This is a genomic window from Nonomuraea sp. B1E8, from assembly GCF_039871515.1.
Lineage (GTDB): Bacteria > Actinomycetota > Actinomycetes > Streptosporangiales > Streptosporangiaceae > Nonomuraea.
The window spans coordinates 1,717,086-1,735,692 of record NZ_JBDPLS010000001.1 but is presented as its reverse complement, the minus strand read 5'-3'; the positions used below and the strand labels follow the sequence as shown (position 1 = coordinate 1,735,692).

Here is an 18,607-nt window from a genome sequence, read left to right as displayed (position 1 = left end):
ATTTCGGTCGTACCGGGGAGTGTTCCCATGGGGGGCACAGGGAACGGGGAGGTGGGTGTGTCAAGCGTGGTGCTGCTCCCGTACGCGCCGTCCAGCGTCGCCGTCGCCCGCCAGCGTCTGAGCACTGACCTGCAGGACGGCGGGGTTTTCTCCGCGGCGATCGACGACGCCGTGCTCGTGGTGAGCGAACTGCTGAGCAACGCGTTGCGGCACGCGCACCCGCTTCCTTCCGGCATGGTGCGGGTCGCCTGGCTGCGCAACGAGGACCACATCGAGGTGGCGGTGAGCGACGGAGGAGCGGCGACGGAGCCACGCGCCGGCCGCCCGACCCTGTCCTCGCTCGGGGGCCGAGGGCTCGGCATCGTCGAATATGTGGCGGAAAGCTGGGGCGTCCGGCACGAGGGCGAGACCACGACGGTGTGGGCCATCCTGCCCGCTCCGCACGGCAACGGCTCGGTGAACGGGCAGGTGGCGGCGCTCAGAGAGGCCGGCTAGCGAGCACGGCCCGCTCGCTCACGGCCCACACCGTGGAGACGAGCAGATAGATTCCGGCCGCCAGCGGCAGCACGAGTGCGGCGAGCACGGAGCCGTACGGCAGCAGCGGCATGATCTTCTTCATCAGCTCCGGCTGCTCTTCGGTGATCTTGATTTGCCTCGCGGAGAACCACGCCACCGCTGCGACCAGGACGATGACCAAGAAGAAGACCAAAACCGGGGTGCTGACCAGACCGTAATTAGCGATCACGCCCGCCACCTGCTGCCCCAGCGGAGCCCCGAACAGGTCATGCCCGGCCAGCGCGGTCGGATGCGTGGCCACCCGGTACATCAGCCACATGAACGGAAGTTGCGCCAGCATCGGCATGATCCCGGCGAACGGCGAACTGCCCTCCTTGGCGTAGAGGGCGGAGACCTCCTTGGCCAGCCGCTCGGGATTGCGCTGGTAGCGCTTCTGCAGCGTGCGCAGCCTGGGTGCCAGCCTCTCCTTGATCTTGCTGGTGCGGGCCTGGCGCACGTTGAGCGGCAGCAGCAGGAGGCGTACGGCCAGCGTGAAGAGCACGATGCCGAGCGCGGCATGGCCCCCGGACACGGTGATGACGAACGTGACAAGAGAATCGATCATGAGCCCTGTTTCCGCGTGAGAGAGGAAGGGCTCACTCGGCCTGCGCCTGAGGAGCCCCGCTTGGAAGGAAGCGGGGCATGCCTAGGGTGCGCGTGGACGCGGGCGGCCGGCCGCGTCAGGGTCGCGCAGGCGCTGGAACGCCGTGCGCCGCGCGTAGGTCAGCGGGAAACGTCGCGGCTCGCCGCCGAAGGCGGGCAGCAACGTGGCCGCCCATGTGACCAGCAGCAGGACCGCCACCAGGGTGATCCCCGCCAGCCACGGGTCGAACAGGAGCTGCGTCACCGGCTCAGTGCGACCGTGAGGACTTGCCCATCACCGTGACCACGACGAAGACGAGCAGAGCGACCACACCGATGATCAGGGCGACCTTGAGCAGCCCCAGCACCATCGGCAGGAGGAAGTTGAACAACACGAAGAGACCCAGCAGGGTCCCGAGAACGAGCATCACGACTCTACCCATGAGGCCACCGTACGTCCTCATGGCATGATCCGCGACGCTTACGAAGTAATGACGTCCTTGCCACCTTCGTAAAGCCGGGCCGTACCGTGAAGTGGTGAACACCCGCATCCTGGTCGTGGACGACGATCCGACCGTCTCCGAGGTCGTTGCCCGCTATCTGGAGCGCGACGGGCACGAGGTCGAATGCGTGGGCGACGGCGTCGAGGCGCTGCGCAGGGCGCTGGCCCACCCGCCGGACCTGATGGTGCTCGACCTGATGTTGCCGAAGCTCGACGGGCTTCAGGTGTGCAGGAAGCTCAGGGAACGTTGGCCCGTACCGGTGATCATGCTGACCGCGCTCGGCGAGGAGATCGACCGGGTGGCCGGGCTCGAGACCGGGGCCGACGACTACGTGACCAAGCCGTTCAGCCCGCGCGAGCTGGCGCTGCGCGTCCAGTCGGTGTTGCGCCGCGCCCGCGGCGCCTCCGTCACGGGCGGCACCGGCGTGCTCCGCGACGGGGGCCTGGTGGTGGACGTGGGCGCCCACGAGGTGCACCTGGAGGGTGCGGAGGTGATGCTGACGGCGCGGGAGTTCGACCTGCTGGCCCACCTCATGCGCAACCCCCGACAGGCGTTCAGCCGGTCCGCGCTGCTCAACCAGGTGTGGGGGTGGTCGTTCGGCGACTCGTCCACCGTGACCGTGCATGTGCGGCGGCTGCGCGAGAAGATCGAGCCCGACCCCACCAGGCCGCGCAGGATCGTGACGGTGTGGGGGGTCGGCTACCGGTACGAACCCCTGGAAGACGGGCCCTGATGCCTCGGACGACCGCCCTGACGCAGCCGGCGGTGGCCGTCGGCGACCTGGCCATGGTCGTCGCCGTGACGGCCGGGCTCGGTCTGCTGATCGCGTTCGCGGGCGTCGCGGTGATGTGGCGGCTGCGCACCCGGTCGATCGGCGTGATGCTGGCCGTGGTCGTGGTCGTCGCCGTGGCGGCCACGCTGGCGGGCGTCGTGGCGATCATCATGAAGATGATCATCGAGGGGGCGGTCAAGGACTTCGTGCTGAGCGTGGTGACCGTGGGCGGGCTCGTGGGGCTCGGGGTCGCGTTCGTGCTGGCCAAGCGGGTGGTCGGGGAGAGCAGGCGGCTGGTGGCCGCCGTGCTCCATCCGCCGTTCGTGGCACCCGAGGGGCTGCCCGCGGAGCTCCAGACGATCGCCAACACCCTGGAGGAGGCGTACGCGCGCGAGCAGGCGCTCGAAGGGGCGCGCCGGGAACTGGTGGCCTGGGTGAGCCACGACCTTCGCACGCCGCTGGCCGGGATGCGGGCCATGGCCGAGGCGCTGGAGGACGGCGTGGTCTCCGACCCCGAGACGGTCGCGCGCTACCACGGGCAGATCAAGCAGGAGGTGGAGCGGCTCTCCGCGATGGTGGACGACCTGTTCGAGCTGTCACGCATCCACGCGGGCGCCCTGCGGTTGTCGCGGGCCAGGATCGGGCTGGCAGATCTCGTCGCCGACACCCTGGCGGGGGCCGAGCCGCTGGCCCGCGCCAAGGGCGTGGTGCTGACGGCCGAGGCGGCGGCCGTCGTGCCCGTGGAGGCCGACGCGGGGGCGCTGGGGCGGGCCCTGGGCAACCTGGTGGTCAACGCCATCCGGCACACGCCGTCTGACCAGACCGTGGTGCTGCGGGCCCGCGTGGACGAGACGGGCATGGCATGCCTGTCGGTGACCGACTGCTGCGGGGGGATCCCGGAGGAGGATCTGCCCCGGTTGTTCGAGGTGGCTTTCCGAGGGGAGGCCGCACGCACTCCTACGGCCGACGGCGGGGCGGGGCTCGGGCTGGCCATCGCGCAGGGGATCGTGGAGGCGCACGACGGGAGGATCGAGGTGGTCAACGACGGGCCGGGGTGCCGGTTCGAGATCCGGCTTCCCCTGGTCGCCGGCTGATCCCTCGGGCGCTCAGGCGCTTTCCGGAAGGTCGACGTCGGAGCGGGGCAGGCCGAATGACTCCGACATTGCCCGAAATGTCGGGCAAGGCCAGCGCCACATGCAACTCCTGCACCGCAGGATCGGGTGAGCCGTGTCACTCGTGATGCCCCCCGCGTCCCTCGGCTGGTGGAGGTCGAGCAGCCTGAGCCCGAGCTCGGAGAACCTGAGCAGGTCGGCGCGCGCGCCGGCGAGGAAGTCGAGGTCCTCGATCGCGAGCCGGGTGCGGATGGGGACATAGCCTTCGTGGTTCACCAGGCCGCGGAGGCGTCCTGCTTCGTCATCCCATGAGGTGGCCTTCTCTGTGCGGATGAGGATGGTCTCCAGTCGTTCGCGGAGGCCCTGACGCTGAGGATCTTCAGGATTGTCTGCGTTCATCGATCCGGGGGCCCGCCTGACGTGCCCCAGCCCCTCCTTCGCCATGACGCGGTTGCCAGTTCCGATGTCACGCTGTCAAGCTTCGCGTACTCTCCGTTTCCATGGAGCCCAAACGGAGGACAAAAACCTGTGGTCGCCCTATCGGCGTGACAACGTGACCGGAAGCCTCCGCGCCGCTAGCCTGCCCATGTGGAGCTCAAGGTCTCGACTCGATCACAGGCCGGGTGCGCGCTCGTCGCCATCACCGGAGAAATCGACCTGTACACGGCGCCCCACCTGCAGTCCGAGTTCACTCGGCTCCTGCAGGAAGGGCCTAGCCGGGTGGTCATCGACATGTCCGCCGTGGATTTCTGCGACTCCACGGGGATGAACGTGCTGCTCTCGGCACTCAAGCGCATGAAAGAGCAGGGAGGGGCGCTCGACGTGGCCGCGCCGCGTCCCGCCGTACGCAAGATCCTGCAGGTCACGGGGCTCGACTCGGTGTTCACCGTGTACGACGAGGTGCCGCAGGAGTTTCTCATAGCCGAGGGATCATGACGGAAGCCGCGCGTGCGGAGGTGACGCCCGATGGGCGGTGACACGGCGGCCGTCATCCCGGCCGCCAACGAGGCGGACCGCATCGCGGCCACCGTCAGGGCGGCGGCGGCGCTGCCCGGCGTCGACCTCGTCGTGGTCGTCGACGACGGCTCGTCCGACCAGACCGGACGGGTCGCCCGCGCGGCCGGCGCCCGGGTGGTGCGCCACAGCCGCAACAAGGGCAAGGCTGCCGCCATGGAGACAGGCGCGGAGTCCGTACGCCTCCTCGACGAGGACGCCGCTCCCCGGCATCTCCTCTTCCTCGACGCCGATCTGGGCGACACGGCCCAGGCCGCCGCCCCGCTCATCGAGCCCGTACGCGCCGGCGAGGCCGACATGACCATCGCCGTGTTCACCACCCGGGTGCGGCTCGGCGGCCACGGCTTAGTCGTCCGCCTGTCGAAAGAGGGCATCCGCCGGGCCACCGGCTTCGAGCCCGCCCAGCCGCTCAACGGCCAGCGCTGCCTCACCAGAGCCGCTTTCGAGGCGGCCAGGCCGCTGGCGCACGGGTTCGGCGTGGAGACGGCGCTGACGATCGACCTGTTGCGCAAGGGGTTCCGGGTCACCGAGGTCGAGGTCGACATGGCACACCGCGCCACCGGCACCGACTGGCGGGCGCAGCTCCACCGGGCCGTGCAGTTGCGCGATGTGGCGCGCGCGCTGGCCACGCGGGAGCCACTTGTCACGCAAAATCTGGACAAACTCGGCTTCAAGCGCTGACCACGTGCCGTGCGGGAAACGTTCCGCTCGGTGAGCGGGAAAACGTCCGGCGTGGGGAGGTCTGACCTCGTCCGTCCGGGACCACCTGGCGAATGTGCTGGAATCTTCCGGTGACTTCGCAAGCGTGGCGCGACAAGGCACGAGGCCGGCTCGCGTGGGCGGCCACGGCGGCGATCGGCGCCTCGATCCTGCTGACGCTCACCATCGGCCTGCTCGGTCCTTCGCCGATGGTCCCCGCATTGACCGGCCCTGCCTGGCAACCGCCCTACTCCTTCGAGGTCCGGCCCGACCCCCATCTCACGGTCGCCATGGCCGCCGCCGCCCTCGTCCTCGGCGGCCTCGGCCTCCTGCTCGCCCTGTCCCTCACCCGCGGTCCCCGGGTCCCCCCTGACCTCGCGCGCACGGTGGTCATGATCGGCTGCCTGGCGGCGGGCCTGCTCGCGTTCCTGCCTCCCTCGGGTTCCGGCGACCACCTCAACTACGCCGTCTACGGCCGCATGGTGACGCTGGGCGCCGACCCCTACACCCACGGCGCGGTGGATCTTCCCGGCGACCCCGTCGCCGATGCGGTCGAGGAGCCGTGGCGGGAGGAGCCGAGCGTCTACGGCCCGGTGGCGACGGCTCTGCAGGCGGTGGCGAGCTGGGTGGGCGGCGACTCGCTCCGGCTGACGATATTCGTGCTGGCCCTGTTCAACGCCGCCGCCTTCATCGTGACGGGCCTGCTCATCGACCGGTACGCCCGTGGCGACCCGGCGAGACGCCTGCGCGCCGCGTTGTTGTGGACGGCCAACCCGCTCCTGCTCTACCAGTTGGTGGCGGGCATGCACGTCGACACCCTCGCCATCGCCTGCATGGTCGCCGCCCTGCTGTCCAGGGCCCGCCCCGCGGGTTCGGGCGTCCTGCTCGGCCTCGGCGTGGCGATCAAGATCAACGCCGGTCTCGTCGCCCTGGGCCCGGCCTGGGAGTTGCGACGGCGCCCTGCCCGGCTGGCGCTCATGGCCGGGTGCGCCCTCGCCGTGGTGGTCGCCGGTTACGCGATCGTCGGCACGGCGGCGATCGAGCCGATGACCCGCACCAGCAAGGCCGTCTCGCACGCCTCGTTCTGGAAGCTCGCCCAGGGCTGGCTGCAGTCCGTCGTGGGCACCGGCAGCGCCTACCGAGGAGAGATCCAGGTGGGCTCCCTCCTGGTGCTCGCACTCGTCGCCTGGTTCCTGTTCCGCCTCGCGTCCCGTACGGCATCGGGTGCCGGTTCGGTGGCCACGGATGGGGGAGGTCTGGAGGCTCCCGTCGTGGCGGCGGTGCTGGTGGTGGCGTACGTGTTCGCGACCCCCTACATCCTGCCGTGGTACGACGGGCTGGCGCTTGGCCTGCTGGCGCTCGTGACGGCGTCGGCACTCGACAGGTTCGTGGTCGCGCACCTGCTGGTCCTGTCGCTGGCCTACCTGCCCGCCAGGGTGGAGGGCCAGCCACAGGACCTCGTGTGGCTCAGTACCGAGCTCAGACCCCGGCTCGCGTGGGCCCTGCTGGCCCTGACCGTGGCGCTGCTGGTGTGGGCGTGGCGAGCTGCAGGGCGCGCACGCACGCGGCCAGCGTCAGCGGCACGGCTACCGTCAACGCCATAGAGGGGATGGCGATGCCCGAGTCGTTCATGAGGAAGGCGACGAACGCGCACGTGAGCGTACCGAAAAGGCCCGCCCTGAGCACCGGGGCCAGCGCGTAGACCTGGCCCAGCGCGGAGGCGCCCCAGTGTGATGGGCGGGCGAGCACCAGGAAGAGGAAGGCCAGCGCGACCACGGAGAGGAGGGTCAGCGACCAGTTGCCGACGGTCACGCCGACCATGGCGGTGAGCTTGCGCAGGACCACCGTCCACGCCTGGCCGTCGATGATCTGCTGCACGAAGGTGCCCAGGTGGGTGCGTTCAGGCTCGGGCCGCAGCCAGTCGAACACCGACAGCGTCCCCACGAGCAGCGCCCCCGCCAGGCCGACGAGCGCCAGTTTCGGCAGGGACACGCGCCGGCCCGACAGGAGGATGAGGAAGACGGCCAGACCGATCACGAAGGCCGGCACGCCGCCGAAGTCGGCCCCCCACGACGGCCATCCGTCCGCGAAGACGGCCAGCCCTCCATAGACCGCGCACGCCGCGACGACCACGACCCTGGACATCCCCCTGCCGAGCAGCCACTGGGCCACCCCGGCCAGGCCGAGCAGGGTGCCGGTGGCGTAGACGGCGAAGGCGATGTTGCTGAAGCCGTAGAACCGTCCTCCGGTGACGGGCTCGTAGCCGGTCACGGCGTTCACCTGGAGCTTGGAGCCGGTCATGACGTCGAGGAGGAGCGCGAGCGAGGTGACGGCGGCGACCACGGTGAGAGGGCCGAGCACGTGGGAGCGCCACGGCCCCGCGAAGGCCGCGGCGGTGATCAGGGCGGCGATGGCGACGATCGTCACGATCACCGACACCATCGGGACCGGCAGCGTCCACCAGGGCACCAGCTGGGCCAGGAAGGTCGACACGGGAATGGCGCCGCTGACGACCGCGACGACCTGGACGGCGACGAGCAGCCTGGACGCGCTCGCCAGGCCCGCGGCCGCGCCGTCCGGCGGTGGCACGACCCCGGAGGCGGCCGGTGTCTCCGGCGGGGTGCGGGGCCGGCCGTTCTTGGAGCGGCGGCGGAGGGCCAGGGCGGCGAGGGCGTAGAAGAGGAGTTGCACCGTCACCAGGACGGTGAAGAAGGGGCCGCGTACGTCGCGGAGCACCTGGCTGGCCAGGTCGGCGTCGGCCAGGTCCGTCACCGTGCCGGCCGGGTCGGGCGGGGCGGCGTCGCCGGACCGCCACGGGCGGCCGACGACCTCGCGGGGCGCCGGCAGGCCGAGGAGCTGGACCGCGGTGGCGGTGAGGTCGGTGATCGTGACCAGGGAGTCCTGGCGGGTGGAGGTGGCCGTGAGGCGGCCGTGCGGGAACGGCGGGCCGCCGGGAGCCGACGGGCCGGCGGCGACGGCCACGTGGAGGTGGGCGTTGGGCGTCACGTCGGAGACGCCGGCCAGCAGGACGGAGGTGCCGGCGGGCAGCTTGCCGAGCAGGGCGCCGATCTGCCGGTCGGCCCGGGCCACCGCCGCCTTCCTGACCTCGGCGGGCATCGGGGTGGAGACTCCGTACTCGTCCAGGGGCCGGGCGGCCCAGGTGGTCGCCAGGTCCGCGGCTTCGAAGACGACGAGGTCGTAGGGGGTCAGGTCGGCGGCGGAGCCCAGGTCGGGGGCGTAGGTGGCGACGTTTCCCGAGGTGTCGGCCGCCGCGAGCGCGGCTCCGGGGCCGATCGCGGCCACCTTCCCTCCGCCGTCCCTCACGACCCGGCCCAGGGTGCCCAGCCGGGCGTCGAAGCCCGTCTCGCCCTGGTGGGCGCTCAGCGCCTCCCATCCTGGGACCGTGGCGCCCTGACCCGATTGCCGGGGCACGGGGGCCGGGGGGCAGCCCTTGCCCGGCGTGCCCGCTCGCTGGCCCGCCGAGACGGTCAGCCAGCCCGCCGTGGGGCAGGTGATGCCCCGGTCGGGGGGCGGCACCGTACGGGTGGAGAGCGAGGCGGAGGAGCCCTTGCCGACGAGGTCCCACAGGTGGGGCGTTCGTGACCGGTCGAGGTCGCTCCACTCCAGGCCGGGCACGCCGACCAGGGCCACGCGCCCCATGACCGCCCGCTCCTGCGCCGTTGCCGCGGGGTCCGCCTGCGGCGTCCCGGCGTGCGCCGCCGCGGGCACGATGGCCGTGGCCAGGGCGACGCCCAGCAGCAACGTCATCACGCGGCGGAGGGGACGGCCTGATCGCACACGCCGCCGGCCGCGCGACTCGTGCCCGCCGCCGTACGGGTCCGGCCTGGCGTCGATGGGCATGTGCGGGAACTCCAGCGTCTTCGGGGAAGGATGTGCGTCCGATCGTAGATGCTGAGCGCAGGCGGGCTTCGGCCGTCGGCACGGCGCGTGGGCGCGCGCCGGTGCCCGAGCGTGCGGGCAAGCCGGCGGCGGGCATGGCCGGCCCGGCACGGTACGCTGCTCGGTCATGAGGTCCGTGAGTACGTGCCACCCCGAGGGAGCGGGGCCTGTGCCAACCGTGCGGCGAGCAACACTCCGTTGACCCTTGGCCACGTCAAGCCCCGATCCCGAAGCGACTCCCGGCCCGGCACCCTCCGGCGGGCCGACGGCCACGCCTGCGCGATCACCGAGGAAGACCACCCGTGAGCGTTCCGCCGGCGACCCGCCTGCCCCGCGACGCGACGGAGCAGGTCCGATGACCGGGGGCGCGGGGCGGCGGCAGTGGTGGGCGTGGGCGGTCGTGGTGCTCGTCGTCGCGGCGGCCGTGACCCCGCTGGTGCACACATGGCTCACCAACGCGGACGATCAACGCCTGGTCGACCTGGACGTCTATCGCACCGGGGGGCAGATGCTCCTCGACGGGCGGCCGGTGTACGACTACTTCACTCCCGCGCCGCAACTGCTGCCGTTCACCTACCCGCCCGTCGCGGCGATGCTGGCCGTCGGGCTCGCCGGGATGTCCTGGGGGGTCGCGCAGTGGGTGTGGACGGCCGGGATCTTCGTGGCGCTGGCCGTGACCGTGGGCTTCGCGTTCAGGGATGCCCTGGGCACGTGGCGGAAGTACGCGCCGTGGGCGTTCGCCCTGTTCATGGTGGCCTGCGCGTACATGATGCCCATCCGAGACCAGGTGCGGTTCGGCCAGGTCGACATCCTGCTGGTCGCCCTGTGCCTGGCGGACTGCGTGGCCAGGAGGCCGTGGTGGCCGCGGGGGTTCCTGATCGGGCTGGCCACGGCGGTGAAGCTGACGCCCGGCGTCTTCCTGATCTACCTGCTGGTCACCAGGCAGTGGCGGACGTTCTTCATGGCGGCGTTCGCGGCGGCGGTGCTCACGCTGCTGCCGTTCGGGGTGATCCCGCAGGACGCGGCCGACTTCTGGTTCTCGGCGCTGCTCGATCCCGAACGCCTCGGCGCGAACGCGGCCACCACCAACCAGTCGATCCGCGGCATGCTGATCCGCCTCTACCTGCCCGACCTGCTGACGTTCGCGATCTGGGTGGTGATCGTGGCCGCGGTCGGCTGGTACGGGTTCCGCGGCGCGCGGGACGCGTACCAGGCCGGTGACTCCATCACCGCGGTCGCGCTCGTCGGGTTGATGGCCGTGCTGCTCTCGCCGGTCGCCTGGATCCACCACCTGGCCTACGTGGTCGTGGTGCTCGGCGCGATCGTCGGCGACGGCCGCGACCCGGTCAGGCTGCGGGTCGCGGCCGGGGTGTGGCTGTACTACGTGGTGCCCGTCCCGTGGTGGGGCGTGACGCTGAAGGCGGCCGACATCCCGGGCGCCAGCCTGGTGCTCGGGAAGATCGTCCAGAACGGGTTCGGGCTGGGGGCGCTGGCCCTGGTGTGGTTGCTGGCGTCCTGGGTGCCGAAACGCCGGATGCTCGCTTGACCCGGCGCGGCCCGCCTGGGGCTGGGTCCGCTGATCACGGCGCGGGCTTCGTGGCAGCTTCAGCCGGTCGTCGCCACGCGCTCGGCCGAATGGTCACCATGCGCTGTCCACCTGCGGATACTCTGGACTCATGCCCCGTCTCGCCTATCTCGGACCCGAAGGCACCTTCACCGAAGAGGCCCTGCGGCTCCTCGACCCCACCGCCGAGCGCCTGCCCTGCGCCAACGTGAGCGCCGCACTCAACGCCGCCCGCGCGGGCGATGCCGACGGCGCCGTCGTGCCGCTGGAAAACTCCATCGAGGGCGCCATCACCACGACGCTCGACGAGTTCGCCTGGGGCGAGCCGCTGCTGATCACGGCCGAGCTGCTGTTGCCCGTGCAGTTCTCGCTGCTGGCCCGGCCCGACACCGAGATGGCCCACGTCAAGCGGGTCTACACGCATCCCGCGGCCATCACCCAGTGCCGCGCCTTCATCTCCCGCGAGCTGCCCGACGCCGTCGTGGTGGCCGCCCCGTCGACGGCGGCCGCGGCCCAGGAGGTGTCGCTGCCCGGCTCTCCCTACGACGCGGCCATCGCCGCCCGCATCGCGGGCGAGCACTACGGGCTGGTCGAGCTGGCCTCCGACATCGGCGACAGGTCCGACACGGTGACCAGGTTCGTCCGGGTCGGCCGCCCTCAGCCGCTGCCCGCGCCGACCGGTTCCGACCGCACCACGCTGGTGGTCTTCCTCGCCGACGACCACCCGGGCGCGCTGCTGGAGATGCTGACGGAGTTCTCCGTACGCGGGGTCAACCTGACGCGCATCGAGTCGCGGCCGACCGGCGACGGCATCGGCCGCTACTTCTTCCATTTCGACTTCGAGGGCCACATCGCCGACGCCCGTGTCGGCGAGGCGATCGCGGGGCTGCACCGCGTCTGCGGCGAGGTGCGGTTCCTGGGGAGCTATCCGCGGGCCGACGGGGTGACGCCGCAGATCAGGCGCGGCACGTCCGACGACGCGTTCGGCGAGGCGGCCGAGTGGCTGGCGCGGGTCCGCGCCGGCCAGGTCTGAGCACGCCGGCAGATGCGACGGCCCGCGACGCGGGGTGGCGGCGACTCGGCGTAATAGAGGGGCGGGCCGCGTTCCGGCGCCGGTAGCCTTTTCCTTGTGATTGACCTGCGTACCCTTCGTGAGGATCCCGACCGGCTACGGGCGTCGCAGCGTGCCCGCGGTGAGGACGACTCCGTCGTCGACACGCTGCTCGACCTGGACGAACGCCGGCGTTCCGCGCTGACCGCGTTCGAGTCCATGCGTGCCGAGCAAAAGAGCATGGGCAAGTCGGTCTCCAGGGCGCAGGGCGAGGAGAAGGCCGCTCTGCTCCAGCGGGCCAAAGACCTCGCGAGCCAGGTCAAGGCCGCGGAAGCCGAGGCGGAGAAGCTGGGGGCCGAGCTCGACGAGGCGCTCCAGGCGGTGCCCAACATCGTCGATGAGGGCGCGCCCGAGGGCGGCGAGGACGACTACGTCGTGCTGGAGACCCATGGCGAGCCGCGCGCGTTCGACTTCACCCCCAAAGACCACCTGGAGCTGGGCGAGGCGCTCGGGGCCATCGACATGGAGCGGGGCGCCAAGGTGTCCGGCTCGCGGTTCTTCTTCCTCAAGGGCGTCGGCGCCCGGCTGCAGCTCGGCCTGCTCAACATGGCCATGCAGCAGGCGATCGAGGCGGGGTTCACGCCGATGATCACTCCGGTGCTGGTCAAGCCGGAGACCATGCAGGGCACCGGCTTCCACGTGGCCCACGACAAGGAGATCTACCGCCTCCCTGAGGACGACCTCTACCTGGTCGGCACCTCCGAGGTGTCGCTGGCCGGCTATCACGCGCAGGAGATCCTCGCGGCCGACGACCTGCCGCTGCGCTACGCGGGCTGGTCGTCGTGCTTCCGTCGCGAGGCGGGCTCGTACGGCAAGGACACCAGGGGCATCATCCGGGTCCACCAGTTCGACAAGGTCGAGATGTTCTCCTACGTGCGCCCCGAGGACGCCCAGGAGGAGCACCGGCGGCTGCTGGCCTGGGAGAAGGAGATGCTGGCCAAGATCGAGGTCCCCTACCGCATCATCGACACGGCGGCGGGCGACCTCGGCATGTCGGCGGCCCGCAAGTTCGACTGCGAGGCGTGGATCCCGACCCAGGGCCGCTACCGCGAGCTGACCTCGACCTCCAACTGCACCGAGTTCCAGGCGCGCAGGCTCGCCGTCCGCTATCGCGACAAGGACGGCAAGCCCCAGCACCTGGCCACGCTCAACGGCACGCTGGCCACGACCCGCTGGATCGTCGCGATCCTGGAGAACCACCAGCAGGCCGACGGTTCCGTGGTGGTCCCGCAGGCGCTGCGCCCCTACGTCGGCCTCGACGTGCTGGAGCCGGCCAAATAACGGCCGCCGTCAGCGCCCGAACCCGAAGAGCCCTCCGACCCGCCCGGCGATCCGGTCGTACCGGTAATAGAGCGCCGGCGGGACGAGTGTCTGCATCACCGAGTGCCGCTGGCCCAGCAGCGTGATCACCTGCATGGGCGAGCGGTCGATGTAGCGCGGGAGGTTCTCGAACCACCGGGCGCTGTAGCGGGCGGCCCGCTGCGGCGAGCGGAGTTTCGCCTTCGACTCTCGTTCGTAGGCGGTGAGGGCCGTTTCGAGGTCTTTCTGCTGGTAGAGCTCCTTGGCCAGGACGGAGGCGTCCGCCAGGGCCAGGGCGGTGCCCGCGCCGATGGAATAGTGCGTGGTGTGCGCGGCGTCCCCCACCAGCACGACGTTGCCGTGGTGCCACGTGCGGTTGGTCAGCGTACGGAAGTGCAGCCAGTGCGCGGTGCCGTCGGCCTGCGCCCGCCCGATCAGCGGGTGCCCGTCGAGGAGGTCGGCGAAGAGCTTCTCCAGGATGGCCAGGCTGTCGGCTTCCTTCCCCTGGTCGAGCCCGAGCCCTCGCCAGGTTTCTGGGGTGCACTCGATGACGCAGGTGCTGTGCTCCTTGCTGTACTTGTAGCCGTAACACCAGATCCAGCCGTGCTCGGTCTCCACGAAGGCGAAGACGAACGCGTCGAAGACCTTGGTGGTGCCGAGCCAGATGTAGATGTTCTGGCCGGTATGGAACTCGGGGCCGAAGTGCTCGGCGTGGCGGTCGCGCAGCCCGCTGTTGACGCCGTCACCCGCCACGACGAGGTCGGCGTCGCCGAACTCGTCCTCGTCGGTGATCTCGCGCTCCCACTCGATGCGTACGCCGAGCGACTCGGCGCGTTCCGCGAGGATGCCCAGCAACCGGCGCCGGCTGATGCCGTAGCCGGCCTCCCCTTGCTCGACCGTCACCGTGGCGCGTTCGCGGATGTCGGCGACCCAGGAGTCCCAGCGGACCGAGCTCTCGCTGATGGCCCGCGCGGAGTCGGCGTCGGCCCGGTGGAGATCGTTGAACAGTTCGTCCCAGTAGGTCACGCCCCAGCCGTATGTCGAGCCGGCCGGGTTCCGTTCGTAGATGGTGATGTCGTGGGACGGATCCACACGTTTCATCAGGATCGAGAAGTACAGGTTGGCGGGTCCACCGCCGACGCAGGCGACTTTCACCGGAGCCCCCATTGTGACGCAAAGTAATCAATCTGTGCCACAGAGTAGCAGGGGGTAGAGGTGTCCCAGGTCACGGGCCGGAACGGCTCGCGTCGTTCCTGATGAGGGCGGCGCCCGCCACCAGCACGAGAACGGTGAGCACCGCGGCGATCGCGACGGCGACCTCGTACGCGTCGGGCGCGCCGCCGGCCCAGCCGTCGAAGGGCAGGTAGACGGCCGCGTAGACGAGCGGCGCTCCCATGACGCCGGCCGCGGCCGTCACGGGACGCGCCCGGCCCGCGAACGCCAGCACGAGGCAGACCGGGGTCCCGATCAAAGCCGCGACGACACCGAGCGCGACCAGGCCGAACGCGTCATTGCCCGGAAGAGCGGCCTCGGCGGCCACGGAGAAGACGCCCAGGCAGGCGAAGATGGCGAAGCCGGTGTACACGCGGTGGAACTGGCGCAGCCCCGCCCCGACGCCGCCGAACAACATGCAGGCGGCCAGGAAGAGCGCCACGCCGCGCTCCAGGCTCAGGTCCACGGTCGCGGCCGGCTCCGCGGCCGAGCCGGGCCAGCCCACCCGCCGCCACGTCCCCTGGACGTCGCGGACCAGGATGCCGTCCCGGCCGTTCGCGACGACCACGACGTGCCCGCCGGGCCGGGGCACCGCGGCCAGGCCCATCGAGTGGTGCTCGTGGCCGCCGGAGTAGGTCCTGCGCAGCCGCTCGCGGTCGTCCTCGGACGTGGGCCACGACGGCCGCCACGTCCTGCCGCCGTCGTCGGACTGCTGCACGGCCGTCCGGTCCGGCACCACCCGGTAGCACCGGGTCGCCTGCCTGGGCACGCAGGCGGCGCTCTGCGGGCTCCTGGGCTCGTCCGCCGTCACCGCGTCGATCTGCGACCAGGTGGCTCCGCCGTCGCGGGAGATCTGGTCGGGGCCGCTCGAAACGTGCACGACGATCCGGTCGCCGTCCACCTCGACGGACTCCGCGGCGGGCATGTGGTCGGCCGACGTGGCGGCCACGGCCAGCACGGTCAGCGGCATCGCCGCGATGATCCGCCATCTGGAGGAGTGCGCCTGGAGGCTGCGCCCGCGTACCCACCAGGCCAGCGCGAGCGCGGGGAGGGCCAGCAGGTCCGTGGGATCGGCCAGGACGCGCGACGGGCCCGCCACGAGGGTCCAGACCTGGGAGGCGACCTCAGCGCCCGTCTCCGTCGATTTCGCGAGGGCGAACAGCGCCCCGGTGAGCACGGTGGCCGCCAGATCGGCCCGGCGCCAGAAGAGCAGCGCCAGCAGGGCGGGCGCCACCACGAGCCCTGCCACGTCGCTGAGCTTGCCCGTGACGAACCCGGGCCAGGCCTGCTTGAGCAGGTGGTCGTTGACCAGCAGTACGAAGACCCCGGCGACGGTCACGGGGTGACATGACCACGCATACCTCATATAGAGGTCGATGTATCAGAGGGTCCGGCGGTTCAAGGGCTGCGTGAGTCGAGTCACAGCCGTGACCAAGCCGACACATGCGAAGACCGGAGCCCGCTGGAATGCGGACCCCGGTCTCTCTCGCTGCTACAGGTCAGATGGCGCGAACCTGCGAGGCCTGCGGCCCCTTCTGGCCCTGCGTGATCTCGAACTCGACCCGCTGGCCGTCTTCAAGGCTGCGGTAGCCGTTGCCGACGATCTCGGAGAAGTGCACGAACACGTCCGGCGCACCGCCGTCCGGGGCGATGAAGCCGAAGCCCTTCTCGGCGTTGAACCACTTGACGGTTCCCTGAGCCATAAAAGCTCTCCCTCAGGATGTGAATCTATGGGACCCACACCTCGTGGATCCCGGTGTGTCGTACAGCAAGCACCCGGGGTGGCTCAGACAAAGTCATGCTGGTTTTCACTACGGGATCAGCTAATACAACGCCATCACATCTAACACCATTCTGGCGCGTTGGTGTTCCCGTCCCTAGGAAGATTTCTGTCAGGCGGCATCACCAGGCAAACTGGAACCTGTTATGCAGAGCCTTCCCACACCCCGTCTAGTGGCCACCGACCTGGACGGCACCGCGTTGCGCACCGACGGAACCGTGTCTCCCCGCACGGCTGCGGCCTTCGCCAAAGTCGAGGAATCGGGGGCTGCGCTGGTGTTCGTGACAGGGCGGCCGCCGCGCTGGATGGGCGGGGTCGCGGGTGCGGTGCGTCACCACGGGCTCGCCATCTGTGCGAACGGGGCACTGATCTACGATCTCCATACCGAACGGATAGTGGAATCTCACCTGATCACGGTGGATGTACTCGAGGAAGTCGTGGCTCAGCTAAGAGCGAACGTGTCCGATCTCGCATTTTCGGTCGAGTATGAAGCCGGTTTTGCGCACGAGTCGGATTTCCTCCTCGGCACCCTCGACAAGGCCAAGGGGACCGCCCGCGCCGGCTCCCTCACGGCACGTCCGTGTGCCAAGCTGCTGGCCCTGCACCCGGGCATGGGCCCGGACGAACTCCAGGCCACCGTGCACGAGCTGGTGGGGCACCTGGTGACCGCCACCCACTCCAGCCGCAGAGGCCTGATCGAGATGAGCGCCCGAGGCGTCACGAAGGCCAGCGCCCTGGCGGCGCTGGCCGCACAGCACGAGATCAGACCCGCGCAGGCCGTGGCGTTCGGCGACATGCCGAACGACCTGCCCATGCTGAGCTGGGCAGGCACGGCGTACGCCGTCGCGAACGCGCATCCCGCCGTGCTGGCGGCGGTCGATCACGTGACGGCGACCAACGACGCCGACGGCGTCGCGCAGGTGATCGAGAAGCTTTACAGGTAGGGGCCGGAACCACCGGGCGGCCGCGGCTGCGGCTCCTCACCGTGCGGCACCCCGGGCAGCGCCCTGCGCATCTGCTCAAGCTGGGCACGGGCGGCCATCTGCTGCGCGAACAGCGTGGTCTGGATGCCGTGGAACAAACCTTCGAGCCAGCCGACGAGCTGGGCGTGCGCGATGCGCAGCTCGGCCTCGCTCGGCGGCGTGCCGGTCTCGTCGGTGAACGGGAGCGACAGGCGTTCCAGCTCGTCGACCAGCTCCGGCGCCAGGCCGTCCTCGAGCTCCTTGATGGACGACTCGTGGATCTCCTTCAACCTCTTACGGCTGGCCTCGTCGAGGGGAGCCGCGCGGACCTCCTCGAGAAGCTGCCTGATCATGCTGCCGATGCGCATCACCTTCGCGGGCTGCTCGACCAGGTTGGTGACCGACCGATCGTCCTCGCCGCTATCGCCCTGACCTTGGAAGTCAGGACCCACCACCACGATGTGGGGGGTGTTGTTGTCCTCAGCATTCATAACTCTCACCGTACTAGCAGGATCTTGCCGACGTGCTCCCCGGAATCCAGCATTCGGTGAGCTTCGGCGGCGTCCGCCATGGGCACCTCCGCGTGGACCACGGGACGCACCGCACCGGCCCCGACCAGCGGCCAGACGTTGTCGACGACGCTGCGGACGATGGCGCCCTTCTCCTCCACGGGACGCGAGCGCAGCCCTGTCGCGTGCACGGAGGCGCGCTTGGCGAGCAGGGCGCCCAGGTCGAGCTCGGCCTTGCGGCCGCCCTGGAGCCCGATGATCACCAGCCGGCCGCCGGTGCGCAGCGCCTTGATGTTGCCCGCGAGGTATTTCGCGCCCATGATGTCGAGGATGACGTCGGCGCGTACTTTGTCCGCGAAGTCCTCCTCGCGGTAGTTGATCACCTCGTCGGCGCCGAGCTTCTTGACCCGCTCGGCCTTTTCCGCCGTGCCGACCGTCGCGACCACGTGGGAGCCGAGCGCCTTGGCCAGCTGCACCGCGAACGTCCCGATCCCGCTCGCGCCGCCGTGCACGAGCAGCGTCTCGCCCCTGCGCAGCCGCCCGATCATGAACACGTTGGACCAGACGGTGCAGGCCACCTCGGGCAGCCCGGCCGCCTCGCGCGGCGACACCCCGTCAGGCAGCGGCATGACCTGCTGCCAGGGCACGGCTACGCGCTCGGCGTAACCGCCGCCCCCGAGCAGCGCGCACACCGCGTCGCCGGCCTTGAACTGCTCGACGTCGGCGCCCACCGCGGCCACCATGCCCGAGGCCTCCAGCCCCGGGTAGGGCGACGTTCCGGGAGGAGGGTCGTAGAACCCCTGACGTTGCAGGACATCGGCACGGTTGACCGCGGAGGCGGTCACGTCGATGAGCACGTCTCCGCGCCCCACCTCGGGATCGGGCACCTCGTGCCACTCCAGCACCTCGGGGCCGCCCGGCTCGGTGATCTCAATGGCTCGCATGCGAACCACGGTAGCCGGGCAAAGAAGTTCCGGGTTGGCGGGCTGCGTAGGAGCGGGTGGCGTTAACCTGCAAGGTATTTGCTGCCCCT

At 70.7% G+C, this 18,607-nt stretch carries 19 protein-coding genes and 1 pseudogene; 10 read left to right on the top strand and 10 right to left on the bottom strand.

Going from position 1 to position 18,607, the window contains the following annotated elements:
- Nucleotides 1-57: 57 nt before the first annotated feature.
- Nucleotides 58-495, top strand: a complete 438-nt coding sequence (locus tag ABGA98_RS08430) for an ATP-binding protein (RefSeq protein WP_347617576.1) — start codon at nucleotides 58-60, stop codon at nucleotides 493-495.
- Here ABGA98_RS08430 and yidC read toward each other — a convergent pair.
- From yidC to ABGA98_RS08415, 3 genes are all read right to left on the bottom strand, one after another.
- Complete coding sequence (gene yidC, locus ABGA98_RS08425; RefSeq protein WP_347617575.1) at nucleotides 479-1,120, bottom strand: membrane protein insertase YidC; 642 nt, start codon at nucleotides 1,118-1,120, stop codon at nucleotides 479-481. The two genes, ABGA98_RS08430 and yidC, sit on opposite strands and share 17 nt — an antisense overlap.
- 81 nt (nucleotides 1,121-1,201) lie before the next feature.
- Entirely contained in the window at nucleotides 1,202-1,402 is a 201-nt protein-coding gene (locus ABGA98_RS08420) for a DUF6412 domain-containing protein (RefSeq protein ID WP_132505839.1), read from the bottom strand.
- A 4-nt stretch (nucleotides 1,403-1,406) separates the two neighbouring features.
- Nucleotides 1,407-1,580 (bottom strand): hypothetical protein, encoded by a 174-nt coding sequence (locus tag ABGA98_RS08415; RefSeq protein WP_161714338.1) that lies wholly within the window; start codon nucleotides 1,578-1,580, stop codon nucleotides 1,407-1,409.
- Nucleotides 1,581-1,674: 94 nt separating this feature from the next.
- On the opposite strand from ABGA98_RS08415, the gene ABGA98_RS08410 reads away from it, so the two are divergent.
- Entirely contained in the window at nucleotides 1,675-2,373 is a 699-nt protein-coding gene (locus ABGA98_RS08410; protein WP_347617574.1) for a response regulator transcription factor, read from the top strand.
- The gene (locus ABGA98_RS08405; protein WP_347617573.1) at nucleotides 2,373-3,506 is read left to right on the top strand and encodes an ATP-binding protein; all 1,134 of its coding nucleotides are present in this window, start codon (nucleotides 2,373-2,375) and stop codon (nucleotides 3,504-3,506) included. Before ABGA98_RS08410 ends, ABGA98_RS08405 begins: the two co-directional genes overlap by 1 nt.
- Nucleotides 3,507-3,518: 12 nt before the next feature.
- On the opposite strand, the gene ABGA98_RS08400 is transcribed toward ABGA98_RS08405, so the two are convergent.
- On the bottom strand, nucleotides 3,519-3,800 hold the full coding sequence (locus ABGA98_RS08400) for a hypothetical protein (protein WP_347617572.1): 282 nt from the start codon (nucleotides 3,798-3,800) through the stop codon (nucleotides 3,519-3,521).
- Between the two features lie 312 nt (nucleotides 3,801-4,112).
- Between ABGA98_RS08400 and ABGA98_RS08395 the strand changes: the two genes are divergently transcribed.
- From ABGA98_RS08395 to mptB, 3 genes and pseudogenes are all read left to right on the top strand, one after another.
- Nucleotides 4,113-4,460, top strand: coding sequence for an STAS domain-containing protein (locus ABGA98_RS08395; protein WP_132328427.1), 348 nt, complete (start codon nucleotides 4,113-4,115; stop codon nucleotides 4,458-4,460).
- A 30-nt stretch (nucleotides 4,461-4,490) separates the two neighbouring features.
- Nucleotides 4,491-5,219, top strand: a complete 729-nt coding sequence (locus ABGA98_RS08390; RefSeq protein WP_347617571.1) for a glycosyltransferase — start codon at nucleotides 4,491-4,493, stop codon at nucleotides 5,217-5,219.
- A gap of 92 nt (nucleotides 5,220-5,311) precedes the next feature.
- Nucleotides 5,312-6,448: pseudogene (mptB, locus tag ABGA98_RS08385) on the top strand (polyprenol phosphomannose-dependent alpha 1,6 mannosyltransferase MptB); the annotation flags it as partial.
- Between the two features lie 268 nt (nucleotides 6,449-6,716).
- Here the strand turns inward: mptB and ABGA98_RS08380 are convergent.
- The gene (locus tag ABGA98_RS08380; protein WP_347617570.1) at nucleotides 6,717-9,098 is read right to left on the bottom strand and encodes a hypothetical protein; all 2,382 of its coding nucleotides are present in this window, start codon (nucleotides 9,096-9,098) and stop codon (nucleotides 6,717-6,719) included.
- A gap of 394 nt (nucleotides 9,099-9,492) precedes the next feature.
- Here ABGA98_RS08380 and ABGA98_RS08375 point away from each other — a divergent pair, with 394 nt between their 5' ends.
- The 3 genes from ABGA98_RS08375 (at nucleotide 9,493) to serS (ending at nucleotide 13,093) form a co-directional block, all read left to right on the top strand.
- A complete protein-coding gene (locus tag ABGA98_RS08375; protein WP_347617569.1) occupies nucleotides 9,493-10,683 on the top strand; it encodes a glycosyltransferase 87 family protein in 1,191 nt (396 codons plus the stop codon).
- Between the two features lie 130 nt (nucleotides 10,684-10,813).
- Entirely contained in the window at nucleotides 10,814-11,734 is a 921-nt protein-coding gene (pheA, locus tag ABGA98_RS08370) for a prephenate dehydratase (RefSeq protein WP_347617568.1), read from the top strand.
- Nucleotides 11,735-11,830: 96 nt separating this feature from the next.
- Complete coding sequence (gene serS / locus ABGA98_RS08365; RefSeq protein ID WP_347617567.1) at nucleotides 11,831-13,093, top strand: serine--tRNA ligase; 1,263 nt, start codon at nucleotides 11,831-11,833, stop codon at nucleotides 13,091-13,093.
- Nucleotides 13,094-13,102: 9 nt separating this feature from the next.
- On the opposite strand, the gene ABGA98_RS08360 is transcribed toward serS, so the two are convergent.
- The 3 genes from ABGA98_RS08360 to ABGA98_RS08350 all read right to left on the bottom strand — a co-directional run bounded on the left by ABGA98_RS08360 (nucleotide 13,103) and on the right by ABGA98_RS08350 (nucleotide 16,026).
- Nucleotides 13,103-14,266, bottom strand: coding sequence for an FAD-dependent monooxygenase (locus ABGA98_RS08360; RefSeq protein WP_347617566.1), 1,164 nt, complete (start codon nucleotides 14,264-14,266; stop codon nucleotides 13,103-13,105).
- Nucleotides 14,267-14,336: 70 nt separating this feature from the next.
- Nucleotides 14,337-15,662 (bottom strand): hypothetical protein, encoded by a 1,326-nt coding sequence (locus tag ABGA98_RS08355; protein WP_347617565.1) that lies wholly within the window; start codon nucleotides 15,660-15,662, stop codon nucleotides 14,337-14,339.
- Nucleotides 15,663-15,822: 160 nt separating this feature from the next.
- Entirely contained in the window at nucleotides 15,823-16,026 is a 204-nt protein-coding gene (locus tag ABGA98_RS08350) for a cold-shock protein (protein ID WP_043619750.1), read from the bottom strand.
- Between the two features lie 250 nt (nucleotides 16,027-16,276).
- Here ABGA98_RS08350 and ABGA98_RS08345 point away from each other — a divergent pair, with 250 nt between their 5' ends.
- On the top strand, nucleotides 16,277-17,047 hold the full coding sequence (locus ABGA98_RS08345) for an HAD family hydrolase (RefSeq protein WP_347617564.1): 771 nt from the start codon (nucleotides 16,277-16,279) through the stop codon (nucleotides 17,045-17,047).
- Here the strand turns inward: ABGA98_RS08345 and ABGA98_RS08340 are convergent.
- Entirely contained in the window at nucleotides 17,038-17,556 is a 519-nt protein-coding gene (locus tag ABGA98_RS08340) for a bacterial proteasome activator family protein (RefSeq protein WP_132505806.1), read from the bottom strand. The two genes, ABGA98_RS08345 and ABGA98_RS08340, sit on opposite strands and share 10 nt — an antisense overlap.
- 5 nt (nucleotides 17,557-17,561) lie before the next feature.
- On the bottom strand, nucleotides 17,562-18,518 hold the full coding sequence (locus tag ABGA98_RS08335; protein ID WP_347617563.1) for an NAD(P)H-quinone oxidoreductase: 957 nt from the start codon (nucleotides 18,516-18,518) through the stop codon (nucleotides 17,562-17,564).
- Nucleotides 18,519-18,607 lie beyond the last annotated feature (89 nt).